The following is a 16,788-nucleotide window of genomic DNA, read 5'->3' as shown; positions in this document are numbered from 1 at the left end:
AAGGTCGGGATTGGAGGTGCGCCGCATAAGCACGACGAAAAGCACGATCACTGTAGAGCAAGCCGCCGTTATCATGACGAATTACATGCTTGGTGCCGGAATATTGACATTGCCGAGAGCGGCGGCCGAGGCGGTGAAAACACCCGATATTTGGCTCTCCGTCATTTTGGGCGGAGCCGTAGCCATTGCGGCCGGTTTGGTCATGTACGCTTTATCGATTCGCTATCCGGGGAAAACGTTTTTCGAATACAACGGACTGATCGTCGGCAAATGGCTTGGCGTCCTGCTTAGCATCGCCGTTATCGCTTATTTGTGCACGGTCGCTTCGTTCGAGCTTCGCTCCATGTCGGAAGTGACGGGCATCTATTTATTGGAAGGAACGCCGCAATGGGCGATCAAGATGGTTTTTTTCTGGACGTCGCTGCATTTGGCGACCGGGGGGCTTCAGTCGATTGCCCGGCATTTTGAAATTATTATGCCGATTACGGGCGTTTTTTTCATACTCTCCATGCTCGTCAGCGGCCGCATTTTCGAGGCGGACAATTTGCGACCCGTTTTGGGAGAAGGGATTTGGCCCGTTATAGCGGGAATTAAGACGACGGCTCTTACGTTTATCGGCGTCGAATCGATTTTGCTGTTGCTCGCTTACGTCAACGAGCCGAAGAAAGGGCCGAAGGTCGTGCTGCTCGGCACGGCGGTTCCTCTCGTATTTTATTTGATTTCCGTCGTCATGACGATTGGAGCGATGTCCGTCCAAGGCGTATTGATGCGCTCCTGGCCGACGCTGGACCTCGTGCGGAGCTTCGAGCTGCCGGGCCTCGTCGTCGAACGGCTGGAGACGTTCCTGCTTGTTTTGTGGATCATGCAGATGTATTCGACGTTTACGATCACCCTTTATTTTGCCGCGCTAGGATTCTCCCAGTTGTTCGGCAAGCCGATCAAGCCATTTTTATACGGGCTGCTTTCCGTCATTTATTACATCGCTGCACAGCCCGGCAATATACAAGCGGTGTTCGCGCTTGGCAGCAGGCTTGGCGACGTCGCGGTTTATTTATTCGGTTTGCTGCCGGCGCTGCTTCTAATGCTGTCGGCGGCGCGGGGAGGCGGCGGATCCGATGTCCGTAAAAACTAGAGGGAACCGGATGTGGAGGTTCCTATTATGCTGCGTTCTGCTTGCCGTCCAAAGCGGCTGCTGGAGCCAGCATGAAATCGAAAGCTTGAGTATGTATGTCGGCATTGCTTTGGATTTGCCCGAGCAGTCCCCGTTGGAAAAAGAGTTGGGCCGGAAAGGGACGGTGCCCGGCAGGCAGGAGATTCTGACGCTAACGATGCAAATCGTAAGTCCCCAGGCGGGCCGCAAAGGGGAAGGCCAAACGACCTTCAGACAATATATCAACGTGAAATCGACAGGGGATTCGATCTTCAAAACGTTGCGGGAATTTGCGCTAACCCGGGAGAGGCCGATCATTGCGCATCATCTGAAGGTTATCGTAATCGGGGACAAGTTGATCCGGAAATACGGTTTGGATCAGCTTCTTAACATGTTTTTGAAGGATAACGATATTCGTCCGAGCACTCTGATATTCGTAAGCAAAGGAAATGCGGCCGAAACGCTGGCCGGGCACGGTTCCGAGGATATTCCTTCGTTCCGGGTGGCCGGCTTGCTCAGGAATCGCTTTCGAAACATGAAAATTTTGCCTCCTGTCACTTTAATCAAGGTGCAAGGGAAGATGGTGCAGCCATCCAGCTTTCTGCTGCAAAACGTCGTGTCCGCCGACAATGATCTCAAGCTGTCGGGAGCGGCCGTTATCGACGGCAAAACGTTAAAGCTTCGCGGGTTTTTAAACGAAGACGAACTGGGGGCCGTATCGATCATCACTTCAGAAACGAGAGGCGGCTACATTAAAACTTCGATAGACGGGCAGCCGTTAACCTACGAAGTAACCTCGATCAAAAGCAAAATCAAACCGCATTACGAGAAAGGGGCCGTCTCCTTCGCAATTGATGTGCAAACCAAAGGGCGGCTGATGGAGGACTGGGCCGAACCGGACAAGCCGCTTACGAATACGCGCAGGAATGAGCTGGAAGAGGCGGTCAAGCGGGAAATAACGCAATCCGTAGGCAAAACGATGCGCAAGCTGCAGCAGGATTACCGAACGGATGCCGTCGGTTTTGGCAAGCGAATGGAAATCGTGTATCCGAAGCTTTGGAAAACTTTAAAAAAAGATTGGGACGAAACCTTTGCGGAAGCGGATGTCGAGGTGAACGTCAACGCGGAAATCGTAGATATCGGGTCGAGCATGTAGCCTTAAAAGCGCTTATTTTTACGACGGACAATCTCCGCCGAAGCGGATAGGCGCATATACTGCCAGCAGAAGCCTATTTTGGGGGGGAACAACGAATGAGTTGCGGTTATGGACCATCAAACGGGACGACTTTATTCATATTGGTGCTTTTTCTGCTGCTTGTCATAATATTGCTCGCCATGGGCTGATTTACGCATGTTGCATATTGGATACGGAACCGGCCGGACTGCGGATGGCAGCCGGCTTTTTTGTTGTTTAGGAAATTATGCGAAGCCACTTCCGGCGGGGATATTGTTCCTTCGCCGTTTCCGCTCTATTCCCAGACATAAGGACGACCCGCTTGACGAATAATGAGCACAGGCCGGAGCTATGGAGGCATTAAGCGACAGCACAATCTGGTTAGCATCAAGGAGGAGAACGTATGGCGACAGGCAATGCAGGCGACAACGGTTATAACAAAATGACGATGTCCCCAAAAGAATACAAGGCTTTCGCCAAACAACGCGAGCCTGCACGTTCCGTATTCGGCAATTGCATTAAGGCGTTTGTGGTGGGCGGCGCGATTTGCGTATTGGGACAAGCGATACAGCTGCTTTTTATTCATTTGGCCGGAATGAGCAAGGAGGAAGCAAGCAATCCTACCGTTGCCGTACTTATTTTAATATCGGTTATTTTGACGAGCATGGGAGTCTACGACAATTTCGCCCAATGGGCGGGGGCGGGGACGGCCGTTCCGGTAACCGGCTTTGCCAATTCCATGTGTTCGGCGGCTCTCGAGCATCGGAGCGAAGGGCTGGTGCTCGGGGTAGGCGGGAATATGTTCAAGCTTGCCGGGGCGGTTATCGTGTACGGAACGGTTGCAGCCTTTTTCGTCGGCATCGCGCATCTTATTTTTGGAACGGGGGGTGCGCACTGACATGCTGAAGGGCAAGCAAACGTGGTGGTTTGAGAACAAGCCCGTCATTATCGGCGCGGCGACCGTCGTAGGACCGGAAGAAGGCGAAGGACCTCTTGCGTCCGATTTCGATTTGGTCCATCAAGAGCTCGATATGCAGCAGAAAAGCTGGGAAAAAGCGGAAAGGCTTTTGATGGAGCAGGCGGCGCAGTTTGCTCTTCAGAATGCGGGCATCGACAAAAACCGGCTTGAGTTTTATGTCGGCGGGGACCTGCTCAACCAGATTATTAGCAGCAGTTTTGCCGCCCGCTCGATCGGCGCACCTTATCTCGGACTGTTCGGCGCTTGCTCGACCTCCATGGAGTCTTTGGCCATCGCAAGTTTGACGGTCGATTCCCGTTCCGCCAACTACGCGCTTGCCGGCGTTTGCAGTCACAATTGCACGGCGGAGAAGCAGTTTCGTTATCCGACGGAGTACGGATCGCAGAAGCCGCCAACTGCGCAGTATACGGTGACGGGCGCAGGGGCGGCCGTCGTGGCGGCGACCGGCAGCGGACCCGTCGTCGAATGCGCGACAATCGGAAAAGTCGTCGATCTCGGCATTAGCGACCCGTTCAATATGGGAGCCGCCATGGCGCCTGCTGCGGTCGATACGCTGACGGCCCATTTCAACGACACGGGCCGGACGCCGTCCGATTACGATTTGATCGTAACGGGGGATCTGGCCAGCGTCGGGCATAAAATCGCCAAAGATTTGCTGCTTCGGGACGGCGTTAAAATCGACGATACCGTATTTAACGATTGCGGACTGATGGTCTACGACGTCAACAAACAGAAGGTGCAGGCGGGGGGCAGCGGGTGCGCCTGTTCAGCGGTCGTGACGTACGGCCATCTGTTGAAAAAGCTGAAAAAAGGCGAGTTGAACCGCATCTTGGTATGCGCGACGGGAGCGTTGCTTTCGCCTTTGTCCTACCAGCAAGGGGAAAGCATTCCTTGCATCGCCCATGCGGTGGCCATCAGCGGAAAGGGGGATTAGGGAGCATGCAATTTCTTTGGGCTTTTGTCGTTGGCGGGCTTATATGCGTAGTCGGCCAAATCATGTTCGACGTGTTTAAGCTGACTCCGGCGCATACGATGGCGACGCTGGTCGTGATCGGGGCGGTTGTGGACGGGCTCGGCTGGTACGAGCCGCTTATCGAGTTTGCGGGAGCGGGAGCGACGGTCCCAATCACCAGCTTCGGCAACTCGCTTGTCCACGGCGCGCTGACGGAGCTTCAGAAAACCGGTTGGATCGGCGTTATTTCCGGCATATTTAAAGTAACGAGCGCAGGCGTATCCGCGGCCATTATTTTTTCCTTTTTAGCGGCGCTCGTCGCCCGGCCGAAAGGCTAAGCGAAGCGGAGTTGTCTCCCGCCTGAAATGGCGGAGACAACTTCGTTTTTTGCTTTACTCGGGTCGCCTGAGGGAGGCCATGCCGATCTGATCGAGCGCCGGTGTAGTGCATTTTTGCACCATATGGGCGTCCTTGGCGCTGTTCAAGCGCCGATGTGGTGCATTTTTGCACCATATGGGCGTCCTTGGCGCTGTTTTAGCGCCGATATGGTGCATTTTTGCACCATATGGGCCGCCGGCCCCATGCTTTTATTATTGACTCGGTAAATCATCCAAACTTGCGTAACAATTCGGAGAACAGTCTGTTACATACAGAACGGTTTCTTTTTCCGTGGGGAGAGGGATAGAGGACGAAAAAAAGAATTAGTTTCTGTGAGAATAATAGCTTCGAAAGCCCGCCTTTCTAAACCGTTTTCCTTTTAAGCCTGGCCGAAGCATTTATGAGGATATGACCGGTTTATCAAGCCTTTCCGCCAACTTGGTAAATAGACGATTCAGAAAAAATCGTAGAGCTTAGGACAATGCAGGCCTAGCACGTGTTATTGTCGAAGACGGCCGCGTGGCAGGAGCGCTAATTCGGGGTATCGAGAGGGCGCAGCCCTTCGGGGTCCCTCCTTCGGAGGGTGGGGGAAGGAATTGTCCCAATTATTTGTCTATCGCCATAAGGTGCTGTAAAATAGTAACAACGTACTATCATTTACATATTTATCAGGAGGTAACTCTGATGGGCAATCATCTCATGTCATTGTGTTCGTCTATTCTACGAAACATGGAATCTTGCATTTTGGGCAAGCAAGATGAAATCGAGCGACTCCTGATTGCGGTAATGGCCGGCGGGCATGTGCTGCTTGAAGACGTGCCCGGCACCGGCAAAACCCAGCTTGTCAAAGCGCTGGCCAGATCGATTGGAGGCGAGTTCAGACGAATCCAATGCAACCCCGATCTGCTTCCGACCGATATCACCGGCGTATCGATATACCATCCGAAGCAGGAGGAGTTTATTTTTCGGCCGGGTCCGGTCATGTCCAACGTGCTGCTCGCCGACGAAATAAACCGGGCAACAACCAAAACCCAATCCGCGCTTCTGGAGGCGATGGAGGAAGGCCATGTAACGGTCGACGGCAATACGTATAAGCTTCCGGAGCCGTTTATATTGCTCGCCACGCAAAATCCGATCGAATTCGAGGGGACGTATCTGCTTCCGGAAGCGCAGCTTGACCGTTTTATGATGAAGCTGTCGCTTGGCTACCCGACCGAAATCGACGAGTACCGGATGATCTTGAACGGCGGAAAAGGGCATCCGTCCGACGCAGTCGAACAAGTCGCAACCATGGAGGACATTCGGCTGATCCGCGAGCAAGTGCTGGAAGTGCACATGGACGATGCGGTCGCCAGCTACCTGGTTCAGATCGTCCGGGGAACCCGGGAGCACGGCGGCGTGCTGATCGGGGCAAGCCCCCGCGCGGCGATCGCTTTGTCCAAAGCGGCCAAGGCATCCGCTTATTTGCAGGAGCGGTCGTTCGTAACGCCTGACGACGTCAAGAAGCTGGCCGCTCATGTGCTCAGCCACCGATTGCTGCTGCATACCGAAGCGAGAATGAACGGCCTGAAGCCGTCCGATATTGTGGCTTCCGTCCTGGAGAGGACGAAGGTACCGGTCAGACTGGAGCGTTAAACGATGGGGAACGCGAGAAGGGAGAAAGTGCGCTGGCAGCTGGTTGCCGCGGTTTATGCGGCAAGTCTGCTGTACGTGTTGTTTCAGGGCGGCAAAACATCGCTCATGCTGTTTATGATCTTGAATTTGCTGCTTGCGTATTTGCTGGTCGGTCGATGGAGCGGCATTTCCGGGGTAAAAGGAGCCCGGTCCTTCGTCAGCGCGAATGCGTCGGTCGGGGCGGAGCATGCCCTATCGTCGGGCCATTCCGTCGAAGTTTCGCTTCAGGTGAAAATTCCGGGGGTTTATCCGATCCCTTACGTGCTTGTCCGCGACGTGCTCATTCGGCACGACGGGCAAAAACACGAATTTGAAGCTTCCTTCGTGCCGAGCTGGAAACGGGAGGGCGAGGTATCTTACCGGACGCCGGCGCTGCCGCGCGGAGAGTACCGATTCGGCCGGACGTTGTGCTCCACCTACGACGTATTCGGACTGTTCGAGCATACCGGCGAGTTTGAGGCTGAAGCCGGCTTCAGCGTGCTGCCGGCCACGGTGCCGGTGCGCAGATGGCACGGCATTCAGCGCGGCGCGAGAGGGGTATATTCCCATGCGGCCGCCCCCCGCTCCTCGAAGGAAACGACGCAAATTAACGGCGTACGGGAATATTTGCACGGCGACAGGCTGTCGCGCGTCCATTGGAACGCCACAGCCAAAACAGGCGATTGGAAGTCGAAGGAATTCGAACGCGAGTCGCTGCCGCGAACAATGATCGTGCTCGACCGAAGCCGGAGCGCCTATGCCGGAGGCAAGGAGGAAGCGTTCGAGCTGGCCGTCTCGGTTGCCGCTTCGCTGATGGAAAGCGGCCATCGTTCGGATACGGCCATCGGGCTTCTGTCCGCGGGGGAGAAAACGGTCGTCCTGCCGCCTAAGCAAGGCATCGACCAGCGGAGCGCGGTCATGAAGCATTTGACTTCGGCGGATATGGACGGCGGCGGGAACCTGTCCGCCGCTCTTCAATCGTCGGAAGGACTTCTTCCGGCAGGCATGTTCGTCGTGCTTGTTACGGCGGACTCGGGCAAAAACGCGCTCTCCTGCATGGAGTGGCTGCAAAAGCGGGGCATGTCGCCATGCCTGCTGCATATCGCGCCGGGCCGAGGAACGGGGGAGACCGCTGCCGACCGCCAGCTGTATCAGCTGATGCGCGGCCGCGGCTGGCCGGTCGTCGCGGTCAGCCAGCTGCAGGAGCTTCCTTCGCTGCTTGAAGGGGGTGGAGCCGCGTGAACATGACTCAACCAACGGCCGCGCCGCGGCGCGGGCCGGCGGGGGCCGTCGTCCCGAAGCAGCCCGCCGGATGGTATAGCAAAGCGACAAGCGTCGCCGTCGCCGTTTTAATATGGAAGACGCTGGCCGTATTCGAAGGCTATTGGTGGGAGGAAACGATGCTGATGACGGCATTGACCCTCCTGTGCGCCGCCTTGATCGAAGTCGCGCTTCCGAAAGGCTACCGTGCGGCGAAGTCCGTCTTCCAAGCAATCCTATCTCTTATCCTAATTGCAGTCGTCGCCAGCGCCTATGGAGAATTGACCTGGCAGCGCGTATCGGCTGAAGACGGCGGGCTTCCGAAATGGCTGGAAATCCATTTTGCCCAGCTGTCCGCCTTTATCTGGATTTGCGCGGCCGTTCTTATCCTTTATACGATGTTTATTCATTGGGCTACGACAAGAACGCGCCTGTTCGCCGTTCTGTCCGCCGTTCTGCTCACGTTGACCGTTGCCGATTCCTTCACGCCCGTCTGGTTATGGGACGAAGTCGCCTGGGTCGTGCTGACGGGACTGCTATGGCTGGTAGCGAATCATTTATCCGGTTTTCAGAGCAAGCATCCCGGCAACTGGAAAGCGCTGCTTCGCTCGCCGTTTCAGCTTTTTGTCCCGGTGGCGGCCGTGCTGGCCGTACTGATGACGGGCGGACTCATTATGCCTTCCATTTCGCCGCTGCTGCAGGACCCTTATACGATCTGGAAGGAATCGAAAGGGGAACAGGTCGGAACGTTTATCGGCGATAAGGCGGATGCGGACAATCCGTTGTCGAATATGGATTCCAGCTCCGGGTACGGCCGGAACGACACGAATTTGGGCGGAGGCTTCAATTACGACTATTCGCCTGTCATGACGGTAGAGTCTTCGAGACGCAGCTATTGGAGAGGCGAAACGAAGGACGTTTATACCGGGACCGGGTGGCTTGACAGCGAGGCGGCCGCCTCCCGTTTCGCAAGCGAGCGGGTTGGGCTCCGGTCGGTTCTGCCCGGGGAGGACAGATATAGGGCTGAAACCGTTAAGGTCGAGCAGACCGTCCGGATGATTCGGGAGGAGCCGTATCCGGTGCTGTTCGCCGCGCAGCAGGCAACGAGTCTCAATTGGGTCAACGATCCCGATGCGTCGCGTTTGAATCCCCCGCTCTTCTGGTCGGAGGAAGACGGGGAATTAAGGCTGTACGAAGGGGCTGAAATGCCGGACGATGGCTACGACGGCCCGTATCCCGGCGCGTATTCCGTAACTTCGGAGGCCGTTGTGCTGGACGAAGAAGCGCTTAGGCAAACGCATGCCGGCTGGGAGGATGCGAGCCGCAACGCGCCTTATCTTCAGCTGCCCGGCGAATTGCCCGAACGGGTGAAGGAGCTGGCGGAGGAAGTGACGGCCGCAGCGGCAAGCGATTACGACAAAGCCAAGATGCTCGAGCAATATTTGCGCTCGGCTTACCCGTATACGAACCAGCCGGATTTATCCAAGCTGCGGGGAAGCGACAGCACCGACTTCGTCGATCAATTTTTGTTCGTGCTGGAGGAAGGGTATTGCGATTATTTCTCGACGGCGATGGCCGTCATGGGGCGCGCCATCGGTTTGCCGACGCGCTGGGTCAAGGGCTTTGCCCCCGGCGCGTTGCCCGTTGCCGATCCGGGGCCGGGAGGCTTCGGGCCTGAAGAGTTGATGGAGATGAATCCGGACGGCGCAGGCACGTATACGGTGCGAAATTCCGACGCGCATTCCTGGGTGGAGGTTTATTTCGAAGGCTTCGGCTGGATTCCGTTCGAGCCTACCTCCGGCTTCTCGTATCCGTATTCCGTTCCGGAAACGGATTCGGAGCCGATTCCGTCCAGCACGCCTGAAGAAACCGACAAGACGCCCGCTCAGCCGGAGACCGAGCAAAATAACGGATCGGGTGTTCCGTTCCGCCTGATCGGCTGGACGGCAGCCGTTCTGCTTGCCGCAGCCGCCGCCTTTTGGGCGTACGCGCGGCGCCATGCGATCGCCTCCGCTTGGGAGGCTTACCGGTTCCGCAGCTTTACGGCCGATGAAAGGATCGTATGGGAAACGGAGCGGCTGCTGCGCAAATGCAAACGCCGCGGCCTTGTCCGAGGCGAGCATGAAACGATCCGCGAGGCGATCGGAAGGTGGAACGGGACGGGAAGCCAGCTGAAGCGAGAGCTTCACGAGGTCATCGACCGTTTCGAACTGGCGAAGTACAGTCCGGTTCAAGCAAGCAGCGAAGACGCCGAGCGCTTCGCGAGCAAAGTGAAAGCGATCATCGAGCAAGTGAAATAATTGAGGCGGGGCCGCAATCGGCCTCGTTTTTTTTGAGCAAAGTATGCCATAATAAGTTTAAAATAGGAGGGTAATCCTTTCGGACAGGAGAGTTGCCTCATGGGCAGATCGTTAGGGCTTGCCGATTCGAAGCAGCGCAAGCTGCTCGTCAACGCCGGCTTCGGCTGGCTGTTCGACGCGATGGACGTCGGCATGCTGTCTTTTATCGTTGCCGCGCTTGCCGCGGAGTGGAGTCTCGGGGCGGATCAAGTCGGCGTGCTGACGGCGATCAATTCGATCGGGATGGCCGTAGGAGCCGCGGCGGCCGGCTCGCTCGCCGACCGCTTCGGGCGCCGGTCGATGCTGTTATGGACGCTCGTCATCTTCTCGGTAGCGACCGGATTGTCGGCTTTTGCCGGAACCTTCGCCTTGCTGTGCGCGCTTCGCTTTGCGGCCGGCTTCGGACTTGGAGGCGAGCTTCCCGTCGCTTCGACGCTTGTGTCGGAGTCGGTCCCCGCGAAAGACCGCGGACGCATCATCGTCCTGCTGGAAAGCTTTTGGGCCGGCGGCTGGATCGTGGCCGCGCTCGTTTCGTATTTCGTCATTCCGGACTACGGCTGGAGAATCGCTTTTATCATCGGCGCGTTGCCCGTTCTGTATGCCGTTTATTTGCGAAGGGCGATCGAAGATTCCCCGCGCTTCAAGAAGCAGGAAGGCGTACGCCCGTCGTTCGGCCAGCGGCTTGCCGGGATATGGTCCAAGCCTTACCGGACCTCTACGATCGTATTGTGGATTTTATGGTTTACCGTCGTCTTTTCCTACTACGGCATGTTTCTGTGGCTGCCGTCCGTTATGGTTCTGAAAGGATTCGATCTGGTGAAAAGCTTCCAGTACGTGCTGCTGATGACGATCGCGCAGCTTCCGGGGTATTTCACCGCCGCTTATTTCATCGAAAAATTCGGCCGCAAATTCGTCCTTGTCGTCTATTTGCTCTTGACGGCCGCTAGCGCTTTATGGTTCGGCAATGCGGAGTCGGAAGGAGCGCTGCTGGCGGCGGGGGCCTGCCTTTCGTTTTTCAATCTCGGAGCTTGGGGCGGCATGTACGCCTATACGCCGGAATTGTACCCGACGGCGGTCCGGGCGACCGGCGCCGGCTTTGCCGCTTCGTTCGGACGGATAGGCGGCGTGATCGGCCCGTTTCTGGTCGGCTATTTAATCGAGAGGGGGGCGTCGGTCGCGGCGGTGTTTGCCGTGTTTGTCGCGGCGATTCTGATCGGAGTTGTCGCCTTATTGTTGTACGGGAAGGAAACGAAGGGGATCGACCCGGACAACGTCTCTTCTCCCCAGGCGGCGGGCCGTTCGGGAGCTTGAAATGAAGCCGCTTTGGCGGGTTGATCTTTTTTGCAACAAATTCCGTTTCTATGGTAAGCTATCGTAAGGTAGCAGGTAAAAGTAGAGGGGTCATGGGATGTTCGAAAGGTTTATGCCGAATATGCGGGTCAATTCCATATACGATATTCCGCTGCAAGAGCTGCAGGCGCGCGGCGTCCGCGGCATCATAACGGATCTGGACAATACGCTCGTGGGAGCCAAGGAAGCGCTGGCGACCCCCGAGCTTGCTCGTTGGCTCGATCAAGTGCGCGAATCGGGCTTTCGCGTCGTCATCGTATCGAACAATAATGAGACAAGAGTATCGAAATTCGCGTCGCCGCTTGGCATTCCGTTCATTCATGCCGCTCGCAAGCCGGGAACTTCGGCTTTCGCCCGGGCGCTTCAGGAGCTAGGTCTCAAAGCGGAGGAGACGGTCGTCATCGGCGACCAGATGATGACGGACGTCTTCGGGGGCAAACGGATGGGCTTGTTTACGATATTGGTCATTCCGATTTCGCCTGCCGACGAAGGGATTGGAACCCGCATCAACCGTATGCTGGAGAAAATCGTATTGTTCCGGCTGCGGAAAAAAGGGTTATGGTACGAGGGGGAAATAAAGTGACGGAACGACTTGCATTACATGAAGCTTCGTGCGCCGGCTGCGGAGTCCGTCTGCAGACGGAAACGCAGGAGAAGCCGGGCTATGTGCCCGAATCGGCGCTGAACCGCGATCCGGTCATATGCCAGCGCTGCTTCCGGATCCGGAATTATAACGAAGCGGCGTCGGTTGCGATCGATCAGGATGAATTCCTCCGCCTGCTTGGCGGAATTGCCGAAACCGACAGCCTTGTCGTACATATCGTCGATTTGTTTGATTTTGAAGGCAGCCTCATCTCCGGGCTGCAGCGGTTCGTTGGGGCGAACCCGGTTCTTCTGGTCGTCAACAAGGTCGACTTGCTGCCGAAGGCGGTCAACCTGAACCGGATCCGCAACTGGGTGCAGCAGCAGGCGAAGGCGGAAGGGCTCAAAACGGTCGACGTCGTGCTCTGCAGCGCCAAGAAAAACATCGGCTTCGACCGCGTGATCGAAGCGTTGGACCGGTACCGCGGCGGCCGCGACGTCTATGTCGTAGGCGCGACGAACGTCGGCAAATCGACGCTTATCAACCGGCTGATCCGCGATTACAGCGACATGGAGGAAGAGCTGACGACTTCCCGCTATCCGGGCACGACGCTCGATGCGATCTATATTCCGCTCGACGACGGAAAATACATTATCGACACGCCGGGCATCGTTTACCCGTCGCGCATGACCGAGATCGTGCCGCGCGGCTTTCTGCAGACGCTGCTTCCGGACAAGCCGATCAAGCCGCATGTGTACCAGCTGAACGACGGGCAAACGCTGTTTATCGGAAGCTTGGCGCGGTTCGACTTCGTGGAAGGGGAACGCCAGTCGTTTACGTTTTACGTATCGAACGCGCTTAACCTGCACCGTACGAAGCTGGAGCGGGCGGAGGAGCTCTATGCGGAACATCGCGGAGGGCTGCTGGGCGGCCCGTCCGTCGAGCAGCTTGAAGAAATGCCGGCTTGGACGAGGCATTCGCTGCGCGTAAAGCGGGGCGAGAGGAAGGACGTGTTCATCTCGGGAGTCGGCTGGATCCAGGTAAACAGTGATTCCGGCGCCTTGCTCGACGTGTACGCGCCGAAAGGAATCAAGGTGCTGCTTCGCAACTCGATCATTTAGCCGATTATACGGATTCGGCGATACCGGGGAGAGGGGAATTGCATGAACTATTCGGCAGAGCCGTTTGCGGGAAATGTCGCGGCCGGCGGCGCGATCGACAGCCATACCGTCCTGTACGGCGTCATCGGGGATCCGGTCCGCCATTCCAAGTCGCCGATTATGATGAATCGGGCGTTTCGGGAGACGTCGGTAAACGGCGTGTATGCGGCGTTCCATATTAAAGAGGATCAGCTCGCCGCTTTTGCCGGCGGCGTAAGGGCGATGGGCATAAGAGGGGTTAACGTCACGATCCCCCATAAGGTTAATATAATGAAGTATCTGGACGAGATCGATCCGGCGGCCGCGGCCATCGGCGCCGTCAACACGATTGTGAACGAGGACGGCAAGCTGATCGGCTACAATACGGACGGCGTCGGTTATGTCCGTTCGCTCAAGGAAGAGGCGATGCCGTCGATTGCCGGCAAGCGCGTCCTCGTCATCGGCGCGGGAGGGGCGGCCCGCGGCATCGTCCATGCGCTTGCGGCCGAGAGGCCGGAGCGGATCGTCATCGCGAACCGCAGCCTCGGCAAAGCGGAAGAGCTCGCCGGCGCGTTTGCGAATCTGGCCGAGCTTGAGCCGATCGCATCCGGCGGGCTAGAGGAAGCTTGCGGTCAAGCGGATCTGGTCATCAATACGACGTCGGTCGGCATGTATCCGAATGTGGACGAAAGCCCGGTCGGCAAAGGCTGGCTCAAGGAAGGGGCGGTAGCCAGCGATTTGATTTACAACCCGCTGGCGACGAGATTTTTGCGGGAAGCGGAGCAGCTCGGCCATACCGTTCACGGCGGCCTTGGAATGTTCATTCAGCAAGGGGCAATCGCTTTCGAGCATTGGACAGGCAAGCCGGCTCCCGTCCAAGCGATGCGGGAAACGGTGCTCGCCGCGCTGAACGGGCAGCGTTCTTGAAGCAAGAAATTAGCACCATAAGACACGTTTAACGAAAGAAGGAAACTACGAGCATGTTGACTGGCAAACAAAAACGGTATTTGCGCTCGATGGCGCATCACCTGACGCCTATCTTCCAGGTTGGCAAAGGCGGAACGAACGAGCATTTGATCAAGCATATCGAAGAGGCTTTGGAGGTGCGGGAGCTGATCAAAGTTTCCGTCCTTAATAACTGCCTGGATGATCCGAAGGACGTCGGAGAAGAGCTGGCGCGCGACGCCGGCGCGGAACTCGTGCAGGTTATCGGCAAGACGATCGTTCTGTACAAGGAATCGAAGGAAAACAAAAAAATCGAGCTTCCGGCAAAAGCTTAGCATCGTACGGAGGGGAGGCTTGAGCGAAACGTGGCTGCCATCGGCATTATGGGCGGGACTTTCGATCCCGTGCACATCGGGCATTTGATCGCGGCGGAAACCGCGCGCGGCAAGTGCGGCCTGGACGAGGTGTGGTTTATCCCTTCCTATGCTCCGCCGCTTAAAGACAACGAGCCGGGCGCCGACAGCCGCGCCCGGTATTTGATGGTACAAGAAGCGGTGCGGACGAATCCGTTCTTCCGCGTTCTCGATATCGAGCTCGTGCGCGGAGGCACGAGCTATTCTTACGATACGGCGGCCGAGCTGGTCCGCTCGTACCCGGAGCATTCGTTCAGCTATATTATCGGCTCCGACCGAATTAACGATCTGCCCCGCTGGCACCGGATCGAGGAGCTTGCGGAGCTTGTTTCCTTCATCGGGCTGGAGAGGCCGGAAACGCCGGCCCGGCCGGAAGGGCTTCCGGAATATTTGCGCAGGAAGCTGCGGCTGGCGCTTATGCCTCCGATCGGCATTTCCTCGACGGACATCCGCGAATGCTTGATGTCGGGGCAATCCGTTCAATATATGGTGCCGGACGGCGTCCTCGATATGATAAGGAGGAATGGCTACTATGGAACGTGAGCAAATGATCGAGTCGGTACGCTCCCAGATGCCGGAAAAGCGCTGGCGCCATACCGAAGGCGTGATGGCGACGGCGGTTCTGCTGGCGGAACGGTTCGGGGGCGACCCGCGCAAGGCGGAGCTAGCCGCCATTCTTCACGATGTCGCCAAGTATTGGGCGACGGACCGGATGGAGAGAATTATACGCGAGCAGGGCATGCCGAAGGAACTGCTGGAATACGATAAGGAACTGTGGCATGCGCCCGTCGGCGCGTGGGCGGCGGAGCATGATTACGGCGTGACCGACGAAGAAGTGCTGGACGCGATCCGTTATCATACTTCCGGAAGGCGAAGGATGACGAAGCTGGACAAAATCGTTTGTCTGGCGGATTATATGGAGCCGGGCCGCGATTTTCCGGGCGTGAATAAAATTCGCGAATATAGCGAGCATAGCTTAGAGAAGGCTTTGCTTGCCGGATTCGATTCCACCATCGGTTTTTTGCTGGAAAAGGGGAGAATGATTTTTCCGCTGACGGTAGAGGCGCGAAACGGATTAATTGAAGAGCTGACCAAACAAGGAGGCTGAGCTATGACAGTAAATTCGGATAAGCTTCTGGAGCTTACGGTTGCTGCGGCAGAAGATAAAAAAGCAATGAACATCGTAGCGTTGAACTTGAAGGAAATTTCGCTTGTCGCCGATTATTTCGTTATTTGCCACGGCAACTCGGATACGCAGGTGCAGGCGATTACGACGGCCATCCGCAAGACGGCCGACGAGCACGGCGTCCGTGTCCGCGGCATCGAAGGGGTCGATACGGCGCGCTGGGTTCTGATCGATCTCGGCGACGTGATCGTTCACGTGTTTCATCGCGACGAGCGCGAATATTACAGCATCGAGCGGCTTTGGTCCGACGCGAAGGTTGTGGAATTCGCATGACCCTGACGGCGGGAACGGTTCAAAAGCTGCAGGTGGCGCGCGAAGTTCCGCCGAACGGATATTTTTTGACGGATGGGGAATCCGACGTTCTGCTGCACTACAGCGAGATCGTCGGCGACCGGCCGAAGCCCGGCGACGAGATCGAAGTGTTTCTTTTTCACGATACGGAAGACCGTCTCGCCTCTACGATGAAGCGTCCGCTGCTGACGCTTGGCGAGCTGGCGAGGCTTAAAGTCGCGGATATACATCCTCGCTTGGGCTGCTTTCTGGAGATGGGGCTTGGCAGGCAATTGCTTCTGCCGCTGTCCGAGCTGCCGGAGCTCATCGAATACCGGCCGCTTGTCGGGGACGAGGTATTCGTTATTTTGTCCCATGACAAGGCCGGGCGGATGATCGCAAAGCTGGCGCGGGAGGAGGATCTTGCGAAGCGGGTGTTCCGCGCTCCTTCGTCCTGGAACAACCAGTGGGTTGAGGGATGGGTGACGAAATCGCTTCAGATGGGTTCCTTCGTGCTCGTCGACGGCGGGGTCGTCGGATTCGGCGTGTACGGCTTTATCGCCAGCCCGGATCGGACAAGGGCGCTAAGGCTCGGCGAACGGGTATCGGCACGCGTATCGTTCATACGGGAGGACGGACGGGTAAACCTGTCGATGTCCCAGCGCAAGGAGGTCGGGCGTATCGAAGACGCCGACCGCATCCTGGCGTTTTTGAAGGAGCGTCCGGGCGGCGCGATGCCTTATTCGGACGAAACGCCCTCGGACATTATTAAGCAGAAGTTCGGCATCAGCAAATCTGCGTTCAAGCGGGCCGTAGGGAAGCTGATGCGCGACGGCATCGTCACCCAGCAGGGCAGCTGGACGCGGCTTGCCGATCCTTCGCAAGCGGCCGGACCGGCTGCCGGCGCGAGCGCGGCGCCGATTCCGGCGCCAGGCGGCGGCCCGGTTCCCGGCTCGCAGAAGCGCGCCGAGGACGTCTGGCGCCGCCACGACGCCGGCGGGGGCCGCGCGGACGGAG

The 16,788-nt window shown here is 57.2% G+C and carries 16 protein-coding genes and 1 pseudogene; all 17 read left to right on the top strand.

The window, feature by feature from the left end:
- Positions 1 to 10 precede the first annotated feature (10 nt).
- Positions 11 to 1,132: a spore germination protein gene (locus ACFSW5_RS03645; RefSeq protein WP_379270015.1), complete on the top strand. Its 1,122-nt coding sequence runs from the start codon at positions 11 to 13 to the stop codon at positions 1,130 to 1,132.
- Positions 1,116 to 2,306: a Ger(x)C family spore germination protein gene (locus ACFSW5_RS03640; protein ID WP_379270013.1), complete on the top strand. Its 1,191-nt coding sequence runs from the start codon at positions 1,116 to 1,118 to the stop codon at positions 2,304 to 2,306. Before ACFSW5_RS03645 ends, ACFSW5_RS03640 begins: the two co-directional genes overlap by 17 nt.
- A 421-nt stretch (positions 2,307 to 2,727) precedes the next feature.
- Positions 2,728 to 3,222 (top strand): stage V sporulation protein AC, encoded by a 495-nt coding sequence (gene spoVAC / locus ACFSW5_RS03635; RefSeq protein WP_379270011.1) that lies wholly within the window; start codon positions 2,728 to 2,730, stop codon positions 3,220 to 3,222.
- Position 3,223: 1 nt separating this feature from the next.
- Positions 3,224 to 4,237, top strand: a complete 1,014-nt coding sequence (gene spoVAD, locus ACFSW5_RS03630) for a stage V sporulation protein AD (protein WP_379270009.1) — start codon at positions 3,224 to 3,226, stop codon at positions 4,235 to 4,237.
- 5 nt (positions 4,238 to 4,242) lie between these two features.
- Positions 4,243 to 4,593: a stage V sporulation protein AE gene (gene spoVAE / locus ACFSW5_RS03625; protein ID WP_379270007.1), complete on the top strand. Its 351-nt coding sequence runs from the start codon at positions 4,243 to 4,245 to the stop codon at positions 4,591 to 4,593.
- Between the two features lie 724 nt (positions 4,594 to 5,317).
- On the top strand, positions 5,318 to 6,268 hold the full coding sequence (locus tag ACFSW5_RS03620) for an AAA family ATPase (RefSeq protein ID WP_379270005.1): 951 nt from the start codon (positions 5,318 to 5,320) through the stop codon (positions 6,266 to 6,268).
- A 3-nt stretch (positions 6,269 to 6,271) separates the two neighbouring features.
- Positions 6,272 to 7,528 (top strand): DUF58 domain-containing protein, encoded by a 1,257-nt coding sequence (locus tag ACFSW5_RS03615; protein WP_379270002.1) that lies wholly within the window; start codon positions 6,272 to 6,274, stop codon positions 7,526 to 7,528.
- 2 nt (positions 7,529 to 7,530) lie between these two features.
- Positions 7,531 to 9,846, top strand: coding sequence for a transglutaminase TgpA family protein (locus ACFSW5_RS03610; protein WP_379270000.1), 2,316 nt, complete (start codon positions 7,531 to 7,533; stop codon positions 9,844 to 9,846).
- 99 nt (positions 9,847 to 9,945) lie between these two features.
- Entirely contained in the window at positions 9,946 to 11,196 is a 1,251-nt protein-coding gene (locus ACFSW5_RS03605; RefSeq protein WP_379269998.1) for an MFS transporter, read from the top strand.
- A gap of 97 nt (positions 11,197 to 11,293) precedes the next feature.
- Positions 11,294 to 11,818: a YqeG family HAD IIIA-type phosphatase gene (locus ACFSW5_RS03600; RefSeq protein WP_379269996.1), complete on the top strand. Its 525-nt coding sequence runs from the start codon at positions 11,294 to 11,296 to the stop codon at positions 11,816 to 11,818.
- Positions 11,815 to 12,939: a ribosome biogenesis GTPase YqeH gene (gene yqeH / locus ACFSW5_RS03595; RefSeq protein WP_379269994.1), complete on the top strand. Its 1,125-nt coding sequence runs from the start codon at positions 11,815 to 11,817 to the stop codon at positions 12,937 to 12,939. Before ACFSW5_RS03600 ends, yqeH begins: the two co-directional genes overlap by 4 nt.
- Before the next feature lie 42 nt (positions 12,940 to 12,981).
- A complete protein-coding gene (gene aroE / locus ACFSW5_RS03590) occupies positions 12,982 to 13,884 on the top strand; it encodes a shikimate dehydrogenase (RefSeq protein ID WP_379269991.1) in 903 nt (300 codons plus the stop codon).
- 53 nt (positions 13,885 to 13,937) lie between these two features.
- Positions 13,938 to 14,237, top strand: a complete 300-nt coding sequence (yhbY, locus tag ACFSW5_RS03585; RefSeq protein WP_379269989.1) for a ribosome assembly RNA-binding protein YhbY — start codon at positions 13,938 to 13,940, stop codon at positions 14,235 to 14,237.
- Positions 14,238 to 14,267: 30 nt separating this feature from the next.
- Positions 14,268 to 14,858, top strand: a complete 591-nt coding sequence (nadD, locus tag ACFSW5_RS03580; RefSeq protein WP_379269987.1) for a nicotinate-nucleotide adenylyltransferase — start codon at positions 14,268 to 14,270, stop codon at positions 14,856 to 14,858.
- Complete coding sequence (gene yqeK, locus ACFSW5_RS03575) at positions 14,848 to 15,423, top strand: bis(5'-nucleosyl)-tetraphosphatase (symmetrical) YqeK (RefSeq protein WP_379269985.1); 576 nt, start codon at positions 14,848 to 14,850, stop codon at positions 15,421 to 15,423. Before nadD ends, yqeK begins: the two co-directional genes overlap by 11 nt.
- A gap of 3 nt (positions 15,424 to 15,426) precedes the next feature.
- Entirely contained in the window at positions 15,427 to 15,774 is a 348-nt protein-coding gene (gene rsfS / locus ACFSW5_RS03570; RefSeq protein WP_379269983.1) for a ribosome silencing factor, read from the top strand.
- Positions 15,771 to 16,664 (top strand): annotated as a pseudogene (locus tag ACFSW5_RS03565) (CvfB family protein); the annotation flags it as partial. The gene rsfS and the pseudogene ACFSW5_RS03565, both read left to right, overlap by 4 nt.
- Positions 16,665 to 16,788 lie beyond the last annotated feature (124 nt).

The sequence above is a fragment of the Paenibacillus thailandensis genome (assembly GCF_042685365.1).
Lineage (GTDB): Bacteria > Bacillota > Bacilli > Paenibacillales > Paenibacillaceae > Paenibacillus_AP > Paenibacillus_AP thailandensis.
The sequence above is the reverse complement of the archived record's forward strand: the minus strand, read 5'-3'. Positions and strand labels throughout refer to the sequence as shown.